The 22,526-nt window shown below is 44.0% G+C and carries 18 protein-coding genes; 16 read left to right on the top strand and 2 right to left on the bottom strand.

Going from position 1 to position 22,526, the window contains the following annotated elements; translation table 11 throughout:
* Nucleotides 1-55 precede the first annotated feature (55 nt).
* Genes dprA through trmFO form a run of 3 tightly spaced genes read left to right on the top strand, consistent with a single transcriptional unit; the run spans nt 56 to nt 4,777 of the window.
* Nucleotides 56-1,204, top strand: coding sequence for a DNA-processing protein DprA (gene dprA, locus NTW12_02735; protein ID MCX5845263.1), 1,149 nt, complete (start codon nt 56-58; stop codon nt 1,202-1,204).
* A gap of 2 nt (nt 1,205-1,206) precedes the next feature.
* The gene (topA, locus tag NTW12_02730) at nt 1,207-3,450 is read left to right on the top strand and encodes a type I DNA topoisomerase (protein MCX5845262.1); all 2,244 of its coding nucleotides are present in this window, start codon (nt 1,207-1,209) and stop codon (nt 3,448-3,450) included.
* 7 nt (nt 3,451-3,457) lie between these two features.
* Nucleotides 3,458-4,777 (top strand): methylenetetrahydrofolate--tRNA-(uracil(54)-C(5))-methyltransferase (FADH(2)-oxidizing) TrmFO, encoded by a 1,320-nt coding sequence (trmFO, locus tag NTW12_02725; GenBank protein ID MCX5845261.1) that lies wholly within the window; start codon nt 3,458-3,460, stop codon nt 4,775-4,777.
* Nucleotides 4,778-4,893: 116 nt separating this feature from the next.
* On the opposite strand, the gene NTW12_02720 is transcribed toward trmFO, so the two are convergent.
* Nucleotides 4,894-5,640, bottom strand: a complete 747-nt coding sequence (locus NTW12_02720; protein MCX5845260.1) for a lytic transglycosylase domain-containing protein — start codon at nt 5,638-5,640, stop codon at nt 4,894-4,896.
* Nucleotides 5,641-5,886: 246 nt separating this feature from the next.
* On the opposite strand from NTW12_02720, the gene NTW12_02715 reads away from it, so the two are divergent.
* The gene (locus NTW12_02715) at nt 5,887-7,203 is read left to right on the top strand and encodes a PAS domain S-box protein (protein MCX5845259.1); all 1,317 of its coding nucleotides are present in this window, start codon (nt 5,887-5,889) and stop codon (nt 7,201-7,203) included.
* Between the two features lie 72 nt (nt 7,204-7,275).
* On the opposite strand, the gene NTW12_02710 is transcribed toward NTW12_02715, so the two are convergent.
* Nucleotides 7,276-9,558, bottom strand: a complete 2,283-nt coding sequence (locus tag NTW12_02710) for a tetratricopeptide repeat protein (protein ID MCX5845258.1) — start codon at nt 9,556-9,558, stop codon at nt 7,276-7,278.
* A gap of 374 nt (nt 9,559-9,932) precedes the next feature.
* On the opposite strand from NTW12_02710, the gene NTW12_02705 reads away from it, so the two are divergent.
* The 12 genes from NTW12_02705 to NTW12_02650 all read left to right on the top strand — a co-directional run bounded on the left by NTW12_02705 (nt 9,933) and on the right by NTW12_02650 (nt 22,404).
* Nucleotides 9,933-10,547, top strand: a complete 615-nt coding sequence (locus NTW12_02705) for a polysaccharide biosynthesis/export family protein (GenBank protein MCX5845257.1) — start codon at nt 9,933-9,935, stop codon at nt 10,545-10,547.
* 76 nt (nt 10,548-10,623) lie between these two features.
* Nucleotides 10,624-11,889, top strand: coding sequence for an outer membrane beta-barrel protein (locus NTW12_02700; GenBank protein MCX5845256.1), 1,266 nt, complete (start codon nt 10,624-10,626; stop codon nt 11,887-11,889).
* Nucleotides 11,890-12,210: 321 nt separating this feature from the next.
* Nucleotides 12,211-13,686 carry a Wzz/FepE/Etk N-terminal domain-containing protein gene (locus NTW12_02695; protein ID MCX5845255.1) on the top strand — a complete coding sequence of 492 codons (1,476 nt, stop codon included), beginning with the start codon at nt 12,211-12,213 and terminating at the stop codon, nt 13,684-13,686.
* 109 nt (nt 13,687-13,795) lie between these two features.
* Nucleotides 13,796-14,758 carry an AAA family ATPase gene (locus NTW12_02690; GenBank protein ID MCX5845254.1) on the top strand — a complete coding sequence of 321 codons (963 nt, stop codon included), beginning with the start codon at nt 13,796-13,798 and terminating at the stop codon, nt 14,756-14,758.
* Nucleotides 14,740-15,645, top strand: a complete 906-nt coding sequence (gene rfbA / locus NTW12_02685; GenBank protein MCX5845253.1) for a glucose-1-phosphate thymidylyltransferase RfbA — start codon at nt 14,740-14,742, stop codon at nt 15,643-15,645. Before NTW12_02690 ends, rfbA begins: the two co-directional genes overlap by 19 nt.
* Nucleotides 15,646-15,738: 93 nt before the next feature.
* Nucleotides 15,739-16,614 (top strand): polysaccharide biosynthesis tyrosine autokinase, encoded by an 876-nt coding sequence (locus tag NTW12_02680; GenBank protein ID MCX5845252.1) that lies wholly within the window; start codon nt 15,739-15,741, stop codon nt 16,612-16,614.
* 176 nt (nt 16,615-16,790) lie between these two features.
* Nucleotides 16,791-17,924, top strand: coding sequence for a sugar transferase (locus tag NTW12_02675; protein MCX5845251.1), 1,134 nt, complete (start codon nt 16,791-16,793; stop codon nt 17,922-17,924).
* A gap of 130 nt (nt 17,925-18,054) precedes the next feature.
* Nucleotides 18,055-19,059, top strand: a complete 1,005-nt coding sequence (locus NTW12_02670; protein MCX5845250.1) for a Gfo/Idh/MocA family oxidoreductase — start codon at nt 18,055-18,057, stop codon at nt 19,057-19,059.
* Nucleotides 19,056-19,559, top strand: a complete 504-nt coding sequence (locus NTW12_02665) for an acyltransferase (GenBank protein MCX5845249.1) — start codon at nt 19,056-19,058, stop codon at nt 19,557-19,559. Before NTW12_02670 ends, NTW12_02665 begins: the two co-directional genes overlap by 4 nt.
* 4 nt (nt 19,560-19,563) lie before the next feature.
* Nucleotides 19,564-19,911 (top strand): four helix bundle protein, encoded by a 348-nt coding sequence (locus NTW12_02660; protein MCX5845248.1) that lies wholly within the window; start codon nt 19,564-19,566, stop codon nt 19,909-19,911.
* A 123-nt stretch (nt 19,912-20,034) separates the two neighbouring features.
* Nucleotides 20,035-21,066 (top strand): GNAT family N-acetyltransferase, encoded by a 1,032-nt coding sequence (locus NTW12_02655; GenBank protein MCX5845247.1) that lies wholly within the window; start codon nt 20,035-20,037, stop codon nt 21,064-21,066.
* Between the two features lie 207 nt (nt 21,067-21,273).
* A complete protein-coding gene (locus NTW12_02650; protein ID MCX5845246.1) occupies nt 21,274-22,404 on the top strand; it encodes a DegT/DnrJ/EryC1/StrS family aminotransferase in 1,131 nt (376 codons plus the stop codon).
* Nucleotides 22,405-22,526: the final 122 nt, after the last annotated feature.

Here is a 22,526-nt window from a genome sequence, read left to right as displayed (position 1 = left end):
CGTTTCCGAGTTGAATTTATTTGGAACTTATCCAAGGGCACTTTTGTTTATAAAGATGAATCAAAATAACGAGAAACACTGGATAGCATTGAAGTCTGTCGAAGGCGTGGGAAATGTCGGTTTTAAAAACTTGATTGACGCTTTCGGTAATCCGGGAAATGTATTCAATGCATCTTTTCATGCCCTTATGGTCGTTCCGGGAATCGGTCGTAAAACAGCCGGAAACATTAAGGAGTTTAATGCATGGCAAAAAAGTGAAGAAGAGATTGAGTTAATAAAAAAGCATGATGCTCACATCATCACGTATCAAGATCCTCACTATCCAAAATACCTCTTAAACATCTATGATTATCCTGTTCTTCTCTACGTTAAGGGACTTTTGAAGGAAGATGATATTAATATTGCTGTTGTCGGTTCCCGGCTGGCGAGCACATATGGCAAATTTTCAACAGAAAGGCTCTGCCGTGAGCTTGTTTTGAATGGCATAACAGTGGTAAGCGGCCTGGCCAGAGGAATCGACTCTGCCGCCCATAGGGGCGCCCTCACCGGCGGGGGGCGAACTATTGCTGTTTTAGGATGCGGCCTTGATATTGTTTATCCTTCCGAAAACGAAAATATCTATAGGGAAATCATTGCTCATGGCGCCGTCATTACTGAATACCCTTTTGGCACACCTCCGAACGCACCAAATTTCCCCGCGAGAAACAGAATTATCAGTGGTATCTCCCTGGGTGTAGTCGTGGTTGAAGCGAATGAAAAGAGCGGATCTCTTATTACAGCCAGAATGGCCATGGAACAGGGACGTGAAGTATTTGCCGTGCCGGGCAGCATTGATTCAGCCGGATCACGTGGGACACATAAATTGATCAAGGAAGGTGCAAAACTCATAGAAAATGTCTATGATATTCTGGATGAGATCCTTCCCCAGGTGGACATTGTATCTAAAGAGCATTCCACAAAAGCTCACATATTAAAACGGAACAGCCGCGAAGAGAAAAAAACGCAGGAACAGCCATTCATTGAAAAATTGACCGAAACAGAAAATTCTATAGTAAACGTCATATCTTCAAAAGCAGAAAATGTTGACGGTATAATCGCCGCTACGGGGTTAAAATCCCCCGATGTGTTAAATATTCTGTTGACTCTGGAGCTGAGAGGGATTATCAAGCAGCTCCCGGGAAAAAAGTTTATACGTAAGGAGTAACAATGCCAGATTCCCTCATCATCGTTGAATCGCCAACAAAGGTGAAAACCATCAAGAAATATCTTGGTCCTAATTTTGAAGTCTGTGCTTCGATGGGACACATTAAGGACCTCCCCAAAAGCAAACTGGGAATAGATCCGGACAAGCAGTTTGAGGCAACATACAACGTCATTGAATCCAAAAAAAAGGTTGTCGCGCATCTGAAAAAGGCGGCAAAAAGTGCCGAACACATCTATCTTGCACCTGACCCCGACAGGGAAGGCGAAGCAATTGCATGGCATATTGCTGAAGAAATACGTACGAAAGATAAACACATCTATCGGGTTCTCTTTAATGACCTTACAGAAAAAACCATTCTGGAAGCAATGGGCAATCCCCGGGAACTCGACCTCAATAAATTCGATGCTCAACAAACGCGGCGCATCCTCGACCGGCTTGTGGGATATAAGATAAGCCCGATCCTGTGGGAAAAAGTAAGAAGGGGGTTAAGCGCCGGACGTGTGCAGTCTGTTGCGGTGAGGTTAATTTGCGACAGGGAGGAGGAAATCCGGAAGTTTGCACCCGAAGAGTACTGGCATATTACCGCCCATCTGGAGGGAGCAAATCCCCCTCCCTTTGATGCACGCCTTATTAAAATTGACGGGAAAAAGGCTAATATCAGTAATGAATTACAATCGTCCGAAATATTAGAGCTTTTAAAGCAAGCCCCCTTTACCGTCGCGAAACTGGAAAAAAAGGAGATAAAAAGATCTCCCCTGCCGCCATTTACAACGAGCAAACTACAACAGGAAGCCTCACGATGGCTGCGTTTCCCTGCAAAGAAAACCATGAGCGTTGCGCAAAAGCTCTATGAAGGAATAGAATTGGGGGCGGAAGGCTCCGTAGGGCTGATCACGTATATGAGAACCGATTCTGTCCGCATCGCCGAGGAAGCTTTAAAAGAAATAAGAAACTACATAAGAGATAATTACGATCCCGCATTCCTTCCGGCAAAGGTTCGAACCTATAAAAATACCGCATCAGCCCAGGATGCCCACGAAGCAATTCGGCCATCGTCCATAGCCTATAAACCACAAGATATAAAGCAATATCTCAGTAGTGACCAGTTTCGACTCTACCAGCTCATATGGAACCGGTTCGTGGCAAGCCAGATGAACCCGGCTGTCTACGACCAGACGACAATCGATAGTGAAGCCGGAAAATACCTCTTCCGCGCACAGGGATCAGTTATGAAATTCCCCGGATTTACGATTGTCTACACGGAAGGCAAGGAAAACGGAGAAGGTGAAGGTGAATTCGCAAAGATTCTTCCCGAAGTTTCGGTGGGTGAAACCCTGAAACTTCTCTCCCTGAAACCGGAGCAGAAATTCACACAGCCGCCGCCGCGATTTTCGGAAGCATCACTGGTCAGGGAACTTGAAGAAAAAGGTATCGGCAGGCCGAGCACTTACGCGACTATTTTGAGCACGATTCAGGATAGAGAATATGTCCGTCTGGATAAAGGAAGATTTATCCCGACGGATTTAGGGACGCTGGTGACAGAGTTGCTGGTGAAAAATTTCCCTAAAATACTGGATGTTGAATTTACGGCATCTCTGGAAAATAAGTTAGACATGATTGAGGAAGGAAAAATAAATAAACTTGATGCATTAGATGATTTCTATGCGTCCTTTACCGATGAACTTAACAATGCCAAGCTCCATATGAAAAATATCAAGGGTGAAGAAACCCCTACTGACATTATATGCGACAAATGCAACAGTCCTATGGTTATAAAATGGGGAAGAAACGGCAAGTTTATCGCCTGCTCCAACTACCCTTCCTGTAAAAACACTATGAACATCCCTCAAAGTGGTCATGAAGAAGCAAGCCGGCCTGAGACCCTGCAAAAAGATGTATTTTGCACCCAATGCGGTAAAAATATGGCCATTAAACAGGGAAGATTTGGAAAATTTTTAGGATGTTCCGGATACCCCGAATGCAAAAATACCATGGCAATCAGCCTTGGGATACCTTGTCCGGAAAAAGAATGTACCGGGGCACTCTGTGAAAAAAGGACAAAAAAAGGGAAAGTATTTTTCAGTTGCTCCAACTATCCTTCATGTACATTTGCCATATGGGACAGACCTGTGCCGGAGTCATGCCCCCAGTGCGGTGCGCCGTTTCTTGTTGAAAAGCACTCCTCGCGAGGGGACAATTATAAAGCCTGCCGCACCAAGGATTGTCGTTATAAAGCCACTCTATAATTAAAAAATGACTCCTGATAAACCCATCATTGTAATAGGCGGCGGCCTTGCCGGCTGTGAGGCAGCATGGCAGTTATTGAGAAAGGGCCACCCGGTTACCCTCTATGAAATGAAACCCACTGTGTTTTCCCCTGCCCATACATCACCCCATCTGGCGGAGCTGGTATGCAGTAATTCACTTCGCTCCAATATGCCGGAAAACGCTGTGGGTCTCCTCAAGGAAGAGATGCGCATCATGAACTCTCTCATCATAGAGGCGGCAGATAGAACTGCCGTTCCCGCAGGCAAGGCGTTAGCCGTAGACAGGACACTTTTTTCACTCACCATCGAAGAAATACTCCTCTCCCATAAACGGCTGAAGGTCGTAAGGGAAGAAGTGCGGGAAATCCCTCGTGATGCTATAGTCATTATTGCCACCGGTCCCCTAACGTCCGATGCTCTGGCGACTGAAGTTGCCGCTTTGACGGGCAGTAATTACCTCTCCTTCTATGATGCTATTTCGCCGATCATTGAAGGAGATTCTATCGATTATACAAAGATTTTCAGGGCATCAAGATATGACAACAGTGGTGAAGGTGATTATCTAAACTGTCCCATGGATAGAGATGAATATGAAAGATTCTGGCAGGCACTGATAGAGGGTGAAGAGGTTCCTCTGAAACCTTTTGAAGAACTGAAATTCTTCAGCGGTTGCCTTCCTATTGAGATTCTTGCCGGAAGCGGAAAACAAACGCTCACCTTCGGACCGATGAAACCGGTAGGATTAATAGACCCGAAAACAGGAATACAACCATACGCTGTGGTGCAACTACGGCAGGAGGACCGGAATGGAATACTCTTTAATATGGTGGGATTTCAGACGAAACTGACATGGCCCGAGCAGCGTCGTATATTAAGAATGATTCCGGGTCTGGAAAGCGCGGAGTTCGCGAGATACGGGAGCATACATCGCAACACATTTATCAACTCCCCTGCCCTCCTCAGGCAATCACTTCAAATACGATCGAATGACAACATTTTTTTCGCCGGTCAGATTACGGGTGCAGAGGGATACGTCGAATCCTCAGCAATTGGTCTTATTGCGGGTTTGAGTGCTTTTTGTTACCTGTCAGGAAAAGGAATGACGCCGCCACCCGTAACGACAGCCCTGGGCGCCCTCCTACGCTATATACTTCATGCCGATCAAAGGACTTTTCAGCCGATGAATATCACTTTCGGACTTTTCCCTGCTCTTCCAGAAAAAGTCCCGAAAAAAGACAGGGGACGCTTTTTTGCGCAACGCTCCCTTGAAGCACTCGCAGGATGGAAAGGAGAAATGGGATTCTGATGCGAATTCTTCTTCAAAGGTGACAGGCGAGACGCCTGCCCTACCGGTAGAATAAAAATCACTTTGCATGGAAAAAATTATCACGTAGGACAGGCTTCTCGCCTGTCTGAATATGACTAAGCCTTTGCTTCAAAGAAATACTGTTTGATCCGCGAAATATACATTCTGGTTTCCCGGGGTAACCTGTCCGGGTACCTCTCCACATTGCCCATCCCCCAGTTATATGCAGCAAGCGCACGATCAACATTACCATCATATCGATCCAGGAGTCCTTTCAAATAGCGCGTCCCTCCCATAACGTTTTCATAAGGGTCATAAGGATCTTTAACACCAAGATCTTTGGCAGTGGCCGGCATGAGTTGCATAAGACCCATAGCCCCTTTGGAGGATGTGCTGTGAATTTTAAAATTACTTTCAGCCTTTATAACTCCTCGTATCAAATCAGGATCGAGATTGAATCTATCCGCGGCTTGACTTATAATCGCATCGATATCGCCATTGGGTGGAATATTGTCATTTTTTTGAGGCTGGTGCTGTAATTTTGACGCTGACGGTTCCGGCAGAGGACCGGCAATATTCTTGTTTATCAGTCCATAGAATGGTCTATGAAGATCACCACCCTTTTTATCATCCGTGACAACACGAAATAACCGCTCATTCATCTGCATTTTCATCATGAACAGGAGCATGTTAATTTGCTCTTTATCCAGTGTCGGCGCGGAAGACATGGCATCTTTCAAAATAGTGTCAAACGTAACGGCATCCTTACCACCTGCTTGACCTTGCATTTTCAATTTGTATTCCAGAATGTCCCTGGAAGTTGATGTAAGAACGTCAATGTTATTTCTTATGGGAACAGTCATAATTGACTCCGGACTATAAATTATCGTTATATACAATCAAAACCTGTGCCAACTTTATTTGTTAGTCGCAATCTTTAATTGCAAAAATAATAAAATACACTTGACAAAGTAAAATATTTATCTCACATTCCCTGCATTATAATAAGCTATTAATTTAGGTTCATCTCCGTTGAACCCTTGAACCCTTGAACCCTCGAATCCTTGAATCCTCGATTTAATGTGATAATAAAGGCAGGTACTGAAACAATGAAAGATAAAAAAAGAACAAAAGAAGACCTCATTGAAGAAATATCCTCCCTGCGTGGACGGGTGGCTGAACTGGAAAAGTTGGAAGCCACCTGGAAGCAGGAACAAATGGATCTCAATGAAAGAATGGGGCACTACTTTGCGCTCGTAGACCAGCCGACTGATGCCATTTTCGTTATTTTTGACAGAAAGTTCGAGTTTGTCAACCGGCGTTTTGAGGAACTTTTTAGTATAACAGCGGAAGAAGTATGCAGCCCCGACTTTAACACGATAACCCTCATAGCACCCGAGAGCCGTAATTATGTAATTGAACAAATACAGAAAGGATCCCGCGGAGCATTCTCGTCCCAACAATTTGAATTAGCGGCACTGACAAAAGATGGCAGGAAAATAGAATGTGAAACGACCCTCCTGTTTATACCGTATAAATGGGGAATTGCCGTTCATGGAATCCTTCGCAATATAACCATGCGCAAGCGAATCGATGAAGAACTTCAGAGGGAGCGAAAAGATTTACAACTCGTTCTAAACTCTATTCCTACGAGTATTTTCTACGTAGATAAAAATCATCGATTTATCCAGGTCAATGAAGCGTTTGCTAAATCCCTGGGTCGACCGATTGAATCAATTCTCGGGAAGACGATTTCAGAACTCTTCCCCAACCTTCCCGCGCATCAGGTAGCCCACTACCATGAAGACAACAACTGCGTCATGGCGTTAGACCAATCAAAAAGAGGTATTATAGAGATGTACCCATCCGCGCGAGGGCACCGATGGATACAGACCGACAAAATGCCCTATCGTAGTGACGACGGCTCCATTATAGGCGTGATCAGTTTATCTATCGACATCAGCGAGTTCAGAGAAACAGAAGAGAAGCTCTGGTACCTCAGTTTTCATGATGTGCTTACCGGTCTATACAACCGTGCCTATTTTGAAGAGGAAATGGTCAGACATGAGCGCGGCAGACTGTTTCCGGTCAGTATCGTTGTTATTACCGTGGACAACCTTATATCAGTCAATGTCAGCCATGGAGTTGAAGCGGGAAATGAGCTTTTGAAACGTACTGCTCAGGCGCTTAAGGTCTTTCGCACCGAAGACGTCGTTTCACGAATCGGGGGAAATAAATTTGCCGCCATATTGCCGCTATCGGATGAAAAAATCGGCGAAACAGCGATAGCCCGTCTCAGAGATGCCATCACAATGCAGTCTAAAGAGTACCGTGGCCCTCTGCCCGTCATGTCCTTCGGGGTAGCTACCGGTCAAAAAGGATGCTCTTTGTCCGATATTCTCAAACAGGCTGAAAAACGTATGTAACATGGGCCATTAAAAGGCCGATATCACTACAACCACCCGCAGGATAGGCGTCTCGCCTGTCCCCCCGTTCAATTACTTAATTGATCTTAGTGTAGCCTTTGCTTCTTCAGCGCCTTCAAAATTAGGATCTATCTTCAATGCCTCATTGAGTTCTTTCTTCGCCAGATCGAAATTCCCGTTTTTGTAGTACGCCATCCCCAAATGATACTTTATCATAGGCTGGTTCGGAACCTTCTCGTTTGCCTCTTTCAGGTACACAATGGCCCTGCTCGGAACATTCTTCTTGTAGTATATCCATCCCAGTGTGTCCGATACATGAGGATCGTCCGGAACCTGCTCTTTCGCTTTCTGTGCTAAATTGAGCGCCTCATCGATATTTCCACCCTTCTCTGCATATATATAGGCAAGATTATTCGCGGCAGGCGGGAAATTGGGATTAACCTTCAGAGCCTTGATATAATGGTCTTTTGCCTTATCATAGTTTTTCTCGCTCTCATAAATCATTCCCAGAGCCATATGAGCTCCGAGAGAATCAGGGGCCTTTTCAATTGCCGACATGTATGCATTTTTTGCCTTGTCGACCAGCCTCTGACGCATATAAAAGTTTGCAAGAGAAATGTGGAGAGCCGGTATATTCGCATTCAGTTCGATTGCTTTTTTCAGGTAATTTTCCGCATTCGCCACATCCTTGTTCGCCTCATAGAGACCTCCCAGCATGCCATACAGGAAGGGATTATTGGGTGCGATCATAAGTTGATTTGCTGCCCTGTCGAATGCTTTTCTATATTCTTTCTTGTTCATATAGACTGCTATTATGTACTGCAGGGGTTCTATATAATTCGGTTGCAGCGATAGAGCCTTCTCGAACTTTGCAAGGGCATCTTTCTCCTTTTTCTGAACGAGCAGTATCCGGCCCATTTGTGTATAGCCCACAGGATTATTAGGCGCAATTTTTATCACTTCATCAAAGGTTTTTGAAGCACCGGGAATATTTCTCTTCATCAGATATGCATTGCCCATGACCATATAAGCCTGAATACTTTTAGGGTAGTCTTTCAGGATTGCTTTTGCCTCATCTACGGCCTGATCGTAAGCTCCTTCTCTTATATTGATGTCGGCAGCAAGAAGTCTTGGTTCCTGCCATTTGGGGCTCAGTTTTGTTGCCTCAGCCAGAGCCGCTTTCGCCTGTTGAACGTCCCGATTCCCAAAATGAGCCATAGCAAGGAGGTAATACCCCATCGGGAATTTTGGATTGTCTTTTAAATAAGCCTGAAAGAGATTTTGAGCTTCATTGAATTGATTTCTGCTTAAATAGATCCTTCCTTTTAAGAGCAGCCCTTCGGGGCTTTTGGGATTAATCTGAATAATTTTTTCCGTTAACTGGAGTCCTTCGTCGTACTTCTTTTCATTTATGGAAAAATCGGCCAATCTTGCCAGGGCCTGGATATTCTTGGAATCTTTATCAACAGCCTCTTTAAATACCGCTTCGGCCTTGTCTTTTTTACCCCATGCCAGGTAAAAGTTTCCCAGGTGGATACGGATAGGAATGTTCTTCGGTGATAATTCCGTGCTTTTCAAAAATTGCTTCTCCGCCTCTTCAGGTCTATTCGTGGCGGCATAAAAATTTCCCAGGGTCATGTACGCGTTTGCATCCTCCGGCGCAATTTTTACACCTTCCAGGTACTCACGTTCTGCCAAATCCCTCTTCCCCGTTCGAAGATAAAACTCGGCCAGAGAGTACCGTGCCCTGAGGTTTTTCTCATCGACTTTGACTGCGGCTTTCAGCATCTCCTCTGCCTGGGGAAGATCTTTTTTCATAATATAAAGGTTAGCCAGATGCAGGTATGCTTCAAGCTTTTTGTCCCCTTCAACGGCTTTTTTCGCCTCTGAAATAGCCCCGTCAAGGTTCCGTTCTGCGATATTGATATTACTGAGTAAAAGGTGTACCGAGGAATTGTTTGCCTCTTTTGCAAGTACAATCTCAGCCTGTTCTTTTGCCTTTTTTCGATTTCCTGATAAAAGATACAGATTACCTAACTGGAGCTGCGCATCCATCATGCCTGGATCAATTTCAACGGTTTTTGAAAGCTCGGCGAATCCCTCCCGGAATAATCCTGATTTTAAATACGCCTGCCCTAATTTGTAATGAGCTTTGGCATCTTTCGGATCTATCTGAATGACATTCTTATATTCTAAAATAGCTTCCTGTATTTTGTTTTCCGAGAAATACTGCTCGCCTTTCTTCATGTGCCTCTCTTTCTTTGCCTCTGGCGAACACCCCGAGAGCGTTAAAAAAAGAGCGCAAAAAAGGATGAGAGAAGCGAAAACCCATGAGTTGTTCCTGTAAAATTGCATTGCCGATCTCCTTTATTTTTTCAAACATACTATCAATATTCAATCAAATGACAGGCGAGACGCCTGTCCTACGGGTGGGTTATCATTTGACTCTTGCCCAAGAAGAGAATCCCGTCCTGTAAGTGAATTTTTTATTCTATCGAACATGTGAGATGACTTTTTCCCTTATCTATCAATTACAATGTCTGACGTTACCTTTTTTAGAAAATTCATTCCAACGGTGATACGGTGACGCATCATAGCGATGTTCTTCGTATATTTCAAGATATATCTTCAAAGCCTGCTAATAAATAAAAATATCTCGACATATACTTTTTTTTTGATATATTGTCATATTCTTAATATTATTAAATTCCAATCAGGAGCTTCGGAAGATGAAAAAAAGGGAAACGCGGATTTTTATATTGGCATTATTTTTTCTTCTTATGTTATTGCCGACGTCGGCTTATCCCCAAAAGAGTAAAGATGTCACACCACCTCAAAAGACTCAGGGTGAAGTTGCCACCGACAGCGACCAGTATATAATAGGACCCGAAGATGTCCTTCACATTTTCGTCTGGAGAGAAGAGCAAATGTCGAAAACCGTTCCGGTCAGAATGGATGGCAAGATATCCCTGCCTCTTATCGATGATATACAGGCAGCCGATATGACACCGCTCCAGTTGAAAGAGGTTTTGACCAAAAAACTGAAGACCGTCATAGACAACCCGACCGTTTCCGTAACGGTCATGGAGGCAAACAGTTTCAAGGTATTCGTTTCCGGCGAGGTCAAACAACCTGGCGTTCACCGGCTTCGCAGTGAAACATCATTCGTCCAGCTCATGACTATGGTCGGAGGTTTTACGGATTGGGCCGACAAGAAAAAAGTTTTAATCATCAGAAAAGAAAAAGGTGCTGAAAAAAGAATAACGGTCAATTACAAGAAAATAATCGATGGAAAAGAACCGGATGTCACTATTAAACGAGGAGATTTGGTGATTGTACCATAATTCATCCGTGGGACAGGCGTCCCGCCTGTCAAAATATTTTTTTGAGGTTTTTCGAAAGATTTTATAGAGGCTAATTATGCAAATATTTTTCTTTTTCGTTGCGTTCTTGTGCATATATTTACCGGTTTCGGTTCATGCCCAGAGTGGAGCTGTTGAACCCGGTTTCCACCCTTACATTTCCGTTGAGGAAGAATACAATGATAACATCAATCTCGCCTCTACAAATAAAAAGGATGATTACATTACGACGGTGAAACCTGGGTTGAAGTATACGAACATGGACAAAGTGTCAGGTGTGGATTTTGATTACAACCTTGGCCTGGTCTATTATGGAAAAGAAACGGATAGTAAATATGTCAGTCATAATGGATCGTTAAATGTTAAATACCTCACAAAAGAGCATTTTAATTTTTATCTGAAGGAATCCTTCATTCGATCTGACGAGCAGAGAGAACGGGAATACTTCACTACTACAGAGGAAAACAAGTATGTACTCTCTACACGAACGGAAAGGTCTATTTACTGGCGAAACGTTGTAGCGCCAACGATTGAATATCAATTCGGGCCGGATAATCGTTTGGGCCTCAACTATCGTAATAACATTTACAGAACAGAAAGCACAGTCGGACAGGACAGCCGGGAAGATTATATTAATCCTTTTTTCGATTATTGGTTTAACCAGAAAAATGGCATCCACCTTGAGTATGGCTATACAATCGGGGATTTTAACCTTACTCCCGACATGACCGGTCACAGGGCAAATGGCCGCTATACGAATCGTATCAGTCCAAAATCATCCATCTTTGCAGAATACACGTTTTCACAGCGCAATTTTGATCCCCCATCTACAGATTACGACATCCATGAACCGTCTGTGGGTATAACATACGCGTTTAGTCCAACCTTCAATGCATCGGCACAGGTTGGATATTTCTGGAAAGAACCTGAAATCGGCGAGAAAACAGACGGCCCAAGTTATAAAGCCAGTATCACAAATCTTGACGTCCGGACAACCTACATCCTCAGCTTGCAGGGTGGGTATACGGAAGATTATTTTACTTCAGAAAATCTGGGTTTTAACCGATACCACCGGTTGACGGGGTCAATAACACACTACCTGGAAAAGAGAACGTCTGTCGGTTTTTCCGGCAACGTGGAGCGGGCAGAATTTGACCAGGACAGGAAAGACTGGATTTGGGGAGCGAGCGGCACACTCTCTCACACGCCGTTAAAATGGCTGACATTGGCATTGGAGATCTCACACAGGGAAAGAACTTCGAACATAGATGCGAACGATTACACCGAAAACAGGGGAATTATAAGAATCACCGCAACATACTGATTATTGATCATTCCCGCTCCTTAAAATATGTCATTCCCGCCCCACAATAGTCATTCCCGTCCCCGCCTTCGCGGGGATAAACTGCGGCGGGAATCCAGATATTATGCTCTCTTCTCCCTCCCCTGGTGGGCGGAATGAAAGGGAGGGGGTATTTTCGTATTAATCCTGCCCCCGTGGGGCGCCACGAATCATGAAAATTATGCATGACGGGCGGCACAGGAATGTACCGCCTATCGATAGACGGGGTTTTCTAACCCCGTATGGATTTATTTTTGTATTAATGACAAGATAAAATGTTTTACTGAAAGAGTAAATATAACTATGATCAATCCTGCACGATCCTATAACATTGATGATTACCTGGAAATCTTACACAGAAGAATCTGGTATCTCGTGATTCCTTTTCTGGTAATTATAATTGGAACCGTTCTCTATGTAACGTTTGCCCCCCGGCTCTATAAAGCCTCGACACTCGTTCTCGTAACACCGCAAAAAGTGCCGGAGTCGCTTGTTCCCTCCACAGTAACTTCAAGAATCGAAGAGCGCCTTCAATCGATTTCACAGGAGGTAATGAGCAGGACACGTCTGGAACAGGTTATTAATGAATTCGGCCTTTATAAGTCTGAGAGCAAGAATCTCACCCGGGAAGAGATCGTGGAAAAGATGCAGAAGGACATCAAGGTTGAGCTTCCCACCAAAAAAGAGGAAAAGGGCTATTTTACGATCGGCTATATCAGCAAAGATCCGAATATGGCTACCGCCATTGCCAACCGGCTGGCTTCCCTTTTTATCGAAGAGAATTTGAAACTGAGGGAGCAGCAGGCAGTGGGAACGACAGAGTTTTTAACCAGTGAACTTACTGCTAAGAAGGCAAAGTTAGAGGAGCTTGAGGCGGCAGTGACACAGTATAAGAGACACCACATGGGTGAACTGCCTGAGCAACGGGATACCAATCTGAAAATTTTAGAACAATTGCAGATGCAATACCAGAGGGTCGGGGAAAATCTGAGGGCTGCACAGGACCGCAAATTATTTCTACAGAAGCAACTCTCCGACCTTGAATTGCCAATAACCGGCTCAGGTACCACTGTTACTTCAAGAGCGCCAGGCAGATCGTCCACCTCATCATCCGTACTGGGATATTCCTCTACAGGCCCTGAGATAGCCGGAACCTATGAATCTCAGAAGGATTCTCTCACAAGACAACTCGATGACTTAAGGTCAAGATACACGGAAAGCCACCCTGACGTAATTGTGACAAAGAAGAAACTCGCCGACCTGGAAACAAAAAAGGACACCTACAATGTCAAAAGCGACCCACGATACAGGGAATTGAAAAATCAACTGGCAATGACCGACATGGAAATAAAGAGATTCCGGACGGAAGAAACAAACATAGGATCTCAGATCAACAGATACAGGGCACGTATTGAAAACGTTCCCTCACGGGAGCAGGAGATGGCATCATTGTCCCGGGAATACCAGAATACCAAGGAAACGCACGAACAACTTTTGAAAAAGAGCCAGGAAGCTCAGCAGTCGGAAAATCTGGAACGGCGGCAAAAGGGAGAACAGTTCAGGGTAATTGATCCTGCCCGCGTCCCTGAAAAGCCATTCTCCCCGGATATACCGAAAGTCCTTCTCATTGGTTTTGTGGTGAGCATAGGTTGCAGTTTTGGGGCGGCAATTATTCGGGAGCAAATGGACAGATCATTCCACGATGCCGGAGATGTTGAAGTCACTCTCGGGCTCAGAGTGCTGGCAACTATTCCCAATATCGAGCAAAAAGCGGCGTAACCATTATAAAAATACAATTAATCATCTGTCATTCCCGTGTAGACGGGAATCCAGTATTTTCAAAGCATGACAGATTCCCACTTTCGCGGGAACGAAATTATATTGCTCTATGTACGAAAAGTTTTATGGCTTTAAAGAAAAGCCATTTAATATAACGCCCGACCCTAAATTTGTATATCTGAGCGAGAATCATAAAGAAGCTCTCGCACACCTGAAATATGCCATCAAAGAAGAAAAGGGGTTCACCGTCATTACCGGAGAGGTGGGTACCGGCAAAACGACACTTGTACATACACTCTTAAATAAAATAGACGGGAATGTGCGAACGGCTTACATTTTCAATCCCGTCATGGATCCGGATGACTTCCTCAATTATATTTGCGAAGATTTAGGATTAAAATCAGATGGCGTCAAGTCACGGGGACAGAATCTCACATTATTGCATAATTTTCTTCTGACGTGCTATACTCAGAACGAACGGGTTTTTTTAATTATCGATGAAGCCCAAAGCCTGGATACGAAACTTCTTGAAGAAGTCCGGTTGCTTACCAACCTGGAAACATCGAAGAACAAACTTCTCCACGTCATTCTTCTGGGACAACCGGAATTGAACAAGACTCTTGCCGATGAGAGATTTCGGGCTCTAAAACAGAGGGTTTCCGTTCGTTACCATTTAAATACTCTGAATTTTGCGGATACGAGAGAATACATTCTGTTCAGGATGAAGAGAGCAGGAGCGCGGAATCTTTCCGTATTCGATGAAGGCGCTATAAAGGCAATATATAAATACTCAAAAGGGATCCCCCGTTTGATCAATATTCTATGCGACAATGCCCTGCTCACAGGATTTTCACGTGAGGAAGACCGAATCGGGAAATCAATTATTCAGGAAGTGATCAAAGATTTAGAAGGGTCACACGCGATTAAAAAGAGTAAACTGTTACCCATATTACTCATTATTTTTATACTGTTTCTGTGCGCAGGGATCATTCTAATTTTACTTTTTCCTGAACATTCAGAAATATGGAATTTTAAGGCGTGGAGCATAAACAAATGGTTTATTCATCAATAAATTTTCATCAATCGAGTTACAAAGGTATTATTCTGGCGGGCGGCGCCGGTACCAGACTCCATCCGATTACAAAAGTGGTCAGCAAACAGTTATTGCCCATATATGACAAGCCCATGATCTATTATCCTCTTTCTGTACTCATGCTGGCAGGAATCAGAAATATTCTGATCATCTCGACCCCGGAAGATCTCCCACGATTCGAGAGTCTTTTGGGAAATGGCGAACAGTGGGGCCTCAGTTTTTCGTACGCCGAACAAAGGAAACCTGAAGGCATTGCCCAGGCATTTACTATTGGAAAAGATTTCATCGGTGACAGCAATGCCTGTCTCGTCCTGGGGGATAACATCTTCTATGGCCATGGCCTGCCTGAGATTTTAAAAAGAGCGGTGACAATAGATAAAGGCGCTCTTATTTTCGGATATTGGGTCCGGGACCCGGAAAGATATGGTGTTGCGGAGTTTAATGAGCAGGGAAAAGTGCTGAGCATTGAAGAAAAACCCTCAAACCCCAAGTCCAGCTATGCGGTGACCGGTTTATACTTCTACGATAATGACGTGATAGAAATCGCGTCCAGGTTAAAGCCTTCAGCCCGGGGAGAGCTTGAAATTACGGATCTTAATAAAGAATACCTTGCAAGAGGAACACTCCAGCTTGAAATTCTTGGTCGCGGTTTCGCCTGGCTCGATACGGGAACACATGAGTCGCTTCTTGAAGCAGGTATGTTTTTCGAGACTATAGAAAAGCGCCAGGGTCTCAAAGTCGCTTGTGTTGAGGAGATTGCCTTTCGAATGGGCTATATCGATGCAGACCGGGTTCGCCGTCTTGCCGAACCTTTGAAAAAAAATGGATATGGGGAGTATTTATTACAAATTATAAAAAACAGGTAAAAGGTCCAAGGTTCAAGGGGAATGGACAATGCTCATTCAAGTTTTTTTTGAAAGAACCGATGTTAACTACGAATATTTAAGGTGTGAGTGACTATGGGTAAAATGTTTGAAGCGCTTCAGAAGGCGGAGAAGGAAAGAATACAGGAACCTCAGGAAGATTCTGTTAAGACCGCATCCGACGATGCTGTTTTAGACAATAAGTTGGTCTCATTTTTTCAGCCTGGCTCCATAGTCGCGGAGCAATTTCGCAAACTGAGAACATACCTTTTCAAACCTGATCTGCAAAATCAAACGAAGACGATCCTCGTTACAAGCGCTTTCAGTGGAGAAGGCAAAAGCCTCATTGCCATAAACCTGGCAATCAGTATCGCCATCGAATTGCATAGCCATGCCTTGCTCGTGGATTGTGACCTCCGCAATCCGACGCTTTCACGTTGGTTTGGAATGCAAGAAGCAAAGGGTCTGTCCGATTACCTTCTTGGAGAGATTGAAATACCTGAACTCCTGGTCAAAACCCATGTCGATAAGCTCAGTCTGCTTTGTGGTGGGAGCTCTCAGGATAACCCTGTCGAGCTGATAGGCTCACAGAAGATGGAAGCCCTGGTTCAGGAACTAAAATCGCGGTACAGTGACCGTTACATCATTCTTGATTCTTCACCTGTGTTGGCTACAACGGAACCGAATGTCCTCGATAAAATGGTCGATGGTATTATCCTTGTAGTCAGGGCGGGCGTAACACCCAGAGAATCTGTTCAGCAGGCCGTTAAATTACTTAAAACAGAGAAAATTATCGGTGTTGTGTTAAATGATATGCAATTTAAATCATCAGCGCTTCATTCACGATATTTTGGAACACACCGTTACTATTATGATTATCGTTACAGAAGCAGTAAAGAACCTCAAAACTTAAAGGACAAAATTATATCGCGTTTGAAAAAACCGAAAGAATTTTTCAAGAGAAATCCGTAAAGCATCTTTACCTGTAAATACCTTTTATTCGTAAAATTCTTTTACTCTTGAAATGTATTTTAAAATAAGAAATACTTCAGTCCAGGTTATCGACGGTCACTTTTTAATTAATCGCAAACCTTATAAACAGCAAATCTATAGGTGTCGTCATGAATATACCTGGGTTGAATGGCAAAATGTTAGCTAACTTCCTTGTGAAACCTTCGGAAACGGCCATGGAACCTTCACATGATGGAGACCACACATTTTACAGTGCACCCCACTTTCACCATATGCTCCGGATCGAGCGGAAAAGGACGGAGCGATCGAAAAAACCTTTTCTCCTCATCCTCCTTGACTTCTCAGGGTTGAAAACAAAAAATCGCAATGCTTCCATGTATGAGAAAGTAAAATCGGTCATTGTTTCCTGTTCAAGAGAAACGGATTTGCAAGGATGGTACGAACACAATAAGACCATAGGCGCCATATTTACGGAGATGGCCTCGGTTGAAGAAAGTTCGATAGAAAAAATTTTCCGCAAGCTGCAAAACAAAATTGGCGAGAATCTTGATGCGGAGGATGTCAAGAAGATCAAAGTATCTTTCCACGTATTTCCCGAGGAGAATGGAAACACCGTAATCAACAACAGTCTGTTCAATATAGCCCTCTATCCCGATCTTTCAAGACCGAGTATCTCCAGACAGACAACATCATCCCTAAAAAAGATTTTAGATATAACAGGAAGCCTGTTTGCCCTTCTGTTATTTTTCCCGATCTTTTTGATTATTGCCGCAGCAGTCAAACTGACCTCTAACGGACCTGTATTTTTTAAACAGGAAAGAATGGGGCTCAACGGTGAAATATTCACATTCCTGAAATTCCGATCCATGTATACGAACAGCGATCAAAATCGCCACAAGGATTACATTAAAAAATATATCGCTAAGGGGAAAGGCGATGCGAACACGCCGGGCGTCTATAAATTAAATAACGACCCCCGGATTACCGCCATCGGCCACTTTTTGAGAAAAACCAGTCTTGATGAACTCCCGCAGTTCATTAATGTATTGAAGGGTGAAATGTCGCTTGTCGGGCCACGGCCTCCTATCCCCTACGAGTGCGAAATTTATGATATATGGCACAGACGGAGGTTACTCTCTGTCAAACCGGGTATTACAGGGCTGTGGCAGGTAACCGGCAGAAGCAGTACCACGTTTGATGAAATGGTACGCCTCGACCTCAAATACATAAATGAGTGGTCGCTGTGGCTTGACATCAAGCTTCTCCTGAAGACCCCATGGGTAATACTGACGGGTAAGGGAGCCTATTAACTTTGAACCTTGAACCTTGAACCTTGAACCTTGTACCTTAACCCTTGACCCTTGTACCTTAACCCTTGACCCTTGCACCTTGACCCTTGACCCTTGTACCTTGAACCTTTAAAATTGAAGGAAACACATTATGATTAGAGTAGGAATAATCGGATACGGTTACTGGGGACCCAATCTCGTAAGAAACTTCAGCACGGCGGAAGGTTCTCAGGTGGAGATGGTTTGCGACATGAATCAGCAAGCCCTTAAAAAAGTCCGGAAGACGTATCCCGGCATCAAGGTCACAAGTGACTTCAATGAGCTGATCAAAGACCCTGATATCGACGTCGTAGCTATTGCAACACCGGTCTTTACCCATTACGAACTTGCAAAGAAGGCTTTAGAAGAAGGCAAGAATATATTCGTCGAAAAACCCTTCACCTACACCAGCGCTGAAGGTGAAGAACTCATTGAGTTAGCCGAGAAAAAGAACCTGAAAATAATGGTGGATCATACATTCCTCTACACAGGTTCCGTGAGGAAGATAAAACAACTTGTTGAGGACCACGTCTTAGGTGATCTTTTCTACTACGATTCCATCAGGGTCAATTTGGGCCTCTTCCAGCACGACATCAATGTGGTGTGGGATCTCGCACCGCACGATATCTCTATCATGGAATATGTGATCGGTGAAAAACCACAGGCTGTTGTAGCAACCGGAGCCGAACACTTTAACCGTGGGCTGGAAGATATAGCTTACCTGACAGTATACTTTAAAGACAATATTATCGGGCATATCAATGTCAACTGGCTTTCCCCTGTCAAGGTGAGAACCACCCTGATCGGGGGACAAAAAAAGATGCTTGTCTGGAACGATTTAGAGCCGGACGAAAAAATTAAAATTTACGATAAAGGCGTCCAGGTAAAAACCAAAGAAGGTAAGTACAATCTCTTGGTCTCCTATCGCTCCGGAGACATGTGGGCGCCCAGAGTCGAACAGACCGAAGCTCTCAAGCTCATGGTTGAAAAATTTGTCGACTATATAAGCAACGGCGGAAGAATCATAAATGACGGAGTGGCAGGACTTAGAGTGGTTAAACTGCTTGAAGCATCTACCCGATCTTTGAAGAATAAGGGAGAGATGGTGTACCTATGAACTATCTCTGTATAGCCGATGACGTAACGCTTGGCAAGAATGTCAAACTCTCGAAATTCATCAACCTCTACGGATGCACCATTGACGATAACACAAAGATCGGCGCCTTTGTCGAGATACAGAAAAACGCCTCTGTCGGCAAGAACTGCAAGATATCCAGCCATACCTTTATCTGTGAAGGGGTAATTATTGAAGACGACGTTTTTGTCGGACATAATGTCACCTTTATCAATGATATGTACCCTCGTGCGACAGCACCGGACGGCTCACTGCAAACCGAGGCCGACTGGACTGTAGCGCCTACCCTCGTGAAAAAGGGCGCCTCAATCGGCTCCAGCTGTACCATACTTGCCAATGTTACCATCGGCGAAAACGCCATTTTAGGCGCGGGAAGCGTCATCACAAAAGATGTGCCTCCGAATACCATCGCTGCCGGCAATCCCGCAAAAATTTTAAGAATAATTAAGGTTCAAGGTTCAAGGTTCAAGGGACAAGGTTAGGGGAATGAGGTTTGAGGATCTTGAGGTCTGGAAACGTGCAACCAATTTAAGTGCAAATATTTATAGAGGGCTGAAACATCTCAAAGATTACGGTTTCAAAGATCAAATTACTCGCTCCGGGCTATCGATACCAAGCAATATCGCTGAAGGTTTCGAAAGAGAATCACACAAGGAAAGTGTAATGTTTTTATCCTATGCAAAGGGTTCATGTGGCGAATTGCGAACCCAAATTTACATTGGAATAGATATCGGATACATTGACAAAGAAATCGGTGAGGAATGGTCAAGAGAGGCACAAGAAATATCATCGATGCTAAATGGTTTAATTAAAGCCCGTCGCAAATTCACATAAAAACATGAACCTTAAACCTTGCTCCTATATTTTGTCCTTGAACCTTGAACCTTGCCCCTTGAACCTATATCTTGTCCTTGAACCTTGTCCCTTGCCCCTTTCCCCTTGCCCCTATATTTTGATATGATCTGTATCACAAATCCAATCGAGCACGAAAACTGGGATAGTTTGCTCCTTTCCTTTCCCGACTATTCTTTCTTCCACTCTTCAACCTGGGCTGAAATCCTCCACAAATCCTACGGCTATAAACCTCTTTATCTCATGGAGAATGAACAAAAAAACCTGTCGGCAGTAATGCCGGTCATGGAAATAAGCAGTTTGCTCACAGGCAAGAGAGGTGTTTCCCTCCCTTTCACCGATTACTGTGAACCAATCACTTCTAAACCGGAACAATTTCAGGCGCTGTTCAATTTTGTAATTGATTACGGCAAAAAACATGGCTGGAAGTATTTCGAGATCAGAGGTGGCGAAACCTTCTTAGAAAAAAAAGAACCATCAATGTTCTATTTAGGCCATACCCTCGACCTTACCGATGGTCAGGATAAAATATTTTCTCACTTGCGGGATTCAACTAAAAGAAACATAAAAAAGGCTGAAAAAGAAGATGTAAAAATGGAAATTGCACATTCATTAACCGCAATGAATGAATTCTACCGCCTCAACTCTTTAACCCGGAGGGATCATGGCCTTCCCCCTCAACCCTATTATTTCTTCAAAAACATCTATGACCGGATTATCTCAAAAAATTCAGGATTTATTTCCCAGGCCACATTTAATAATATTACAATTGCCAGCAATGTTTACTTCCTTTTTGGAGAAAAAGTGATATATAAGTATGGCGCCTCAGACAGGACTTATCAGCGCCTGAGAGCTAACAATCTTGTCATGTGGGAAGCCATAAAATGGTGTTGTGAAAACGGCTATAAAAGCTTGTGTTTCGGCAGAACGGAAACCGACAACGATGGGCTGAGACAGTTTAAATCAGGATGGGGAACAAAGGAGCACATTATTAAATATTACAGATACGATTTTCGGAAAGATTCCTTTGTAAAAGAATCTCCAAAAATATCAGATTCCCAACATAAGTTTTTTAATAAATTGCCGATACCACTACTGAACGTTTTAGGAACACTATTATATAAACACATGGGTTAATTCATATTGGTTCTACTAGACCCTTGCACCTTGTTACTTGTTACTTGTTACTCGTTACCCGTTCCTTGTTCCTTATTCCTTACTCCTCGATGTAATCGAGAGGGCGGAGCTGTATATAACTTGCCCCTTGCCCCTTGAACCTATTTTATTTCCTCGCCCCTTGACCCTATTTTTTGCCCCTTGCCCCTATTTTCATTGGAGGAAACCATGAATGTTCCATTCTTAGACCTGAAAGCCCAGTATAAAACCATAAAGAATGAAATCCACGAAGCCATTAACGAAGTCATGGAAAATACCGCCTTTGCCGGAGGACCTTTTGTTGCTAAATTTGAACAGGAATTTGCCACCTTTTGCAACTGCAAGCATGCCATCGGTGTGGGAAACGGTACCGATGCCCTCTGGCTGAGCCTCATTGCTTTAGGAATTGGACCTGGTGATGAGGTCATTACCGTCCCGAACACTTTCATAGCCACCGCCGAAGCAATCACATACTGCGGAGCCCAACCGGTTTTCGTCGATATCGATCCGAAAACCTACAACATGGACCCCAACAAACTCGAAGATTGCCTCAAGAAGCGCCTCTCCCCTACCCTAACCCCTCGGCCAAAGGCCATCATCCCTGTTCACCTCTTCGGGCAACCGGCAGACATGGACCCCATCATGTCAATAGCCAGGAAACATGGATTGTATGTAATCGAAGATGCTTGTCAGGCACACGGCGCGGAGTATAAAGGAAATAAAGCAGGATCAATAGGAAATACGGGCTGTTTCAGTTTCTATCCGGGAAAGAATTTAGGCGCCTATGGTGAGGCGGGAGCTGTTGTCACAAACGATGATTCCCTTGCCGAGAAAATGAGGATATTCCGGGATCACGGTCAGGCGAAGAAATATTACCACAGCATGATCGGCTGGAATGCCAGGATGGATGGAATACAGGGTGCCGTTCTGAGCGTTAAGCTAAAATACCTGCCCAAGTGGAACGAAGCACGGAGAAAACATGCACAGGAGTATGATAAACTGCTTTCTCCACTACATGGCATCATCAAACCACACGTTGCAGACTATGCAAAACATGTCTACCATATTTACGCCGTTCGTATAAAAGAGAGAGACCGGCTGATGACCTCCCTTTCAGAGAAGGGAATCTCGTGCGGCATCCATTACCCGGTTCCCATTCATCTCCAGGATGCCTATCGATTCCTCGGTCTCGGTCAAGGCAGCTTCCCTGTTGCCGAAAAATGCGCTTCCGAATTTGTTTCTCTACCGATGTACCCTGAACTAACCTCCGACCAGGTCACCTATGTAGTAAACACTCTAAGCGTATCCCTTGAACCTTGAACCTATTATTTTTCCTTGCCCCTTGTCCCTTGCACCTATTTTGTGTCCCTTGCCCCTAAAAAGAGGTTAATCATGGAAAACGATCATCTTGAAATCATATTGGAGGATATTCGTAGCAAGTT

Source organism: Deltaproteobacteria bacterium, assembly GCA_026388545.1.
Lineage (GTDB): Bacteria > Desulfobacterota > Syntrophia > Syntrophales > UBA2185 > JAPLJS01.
This window is presented reverse-complemented; position numbering and strand designations above follow the sequence as displayed.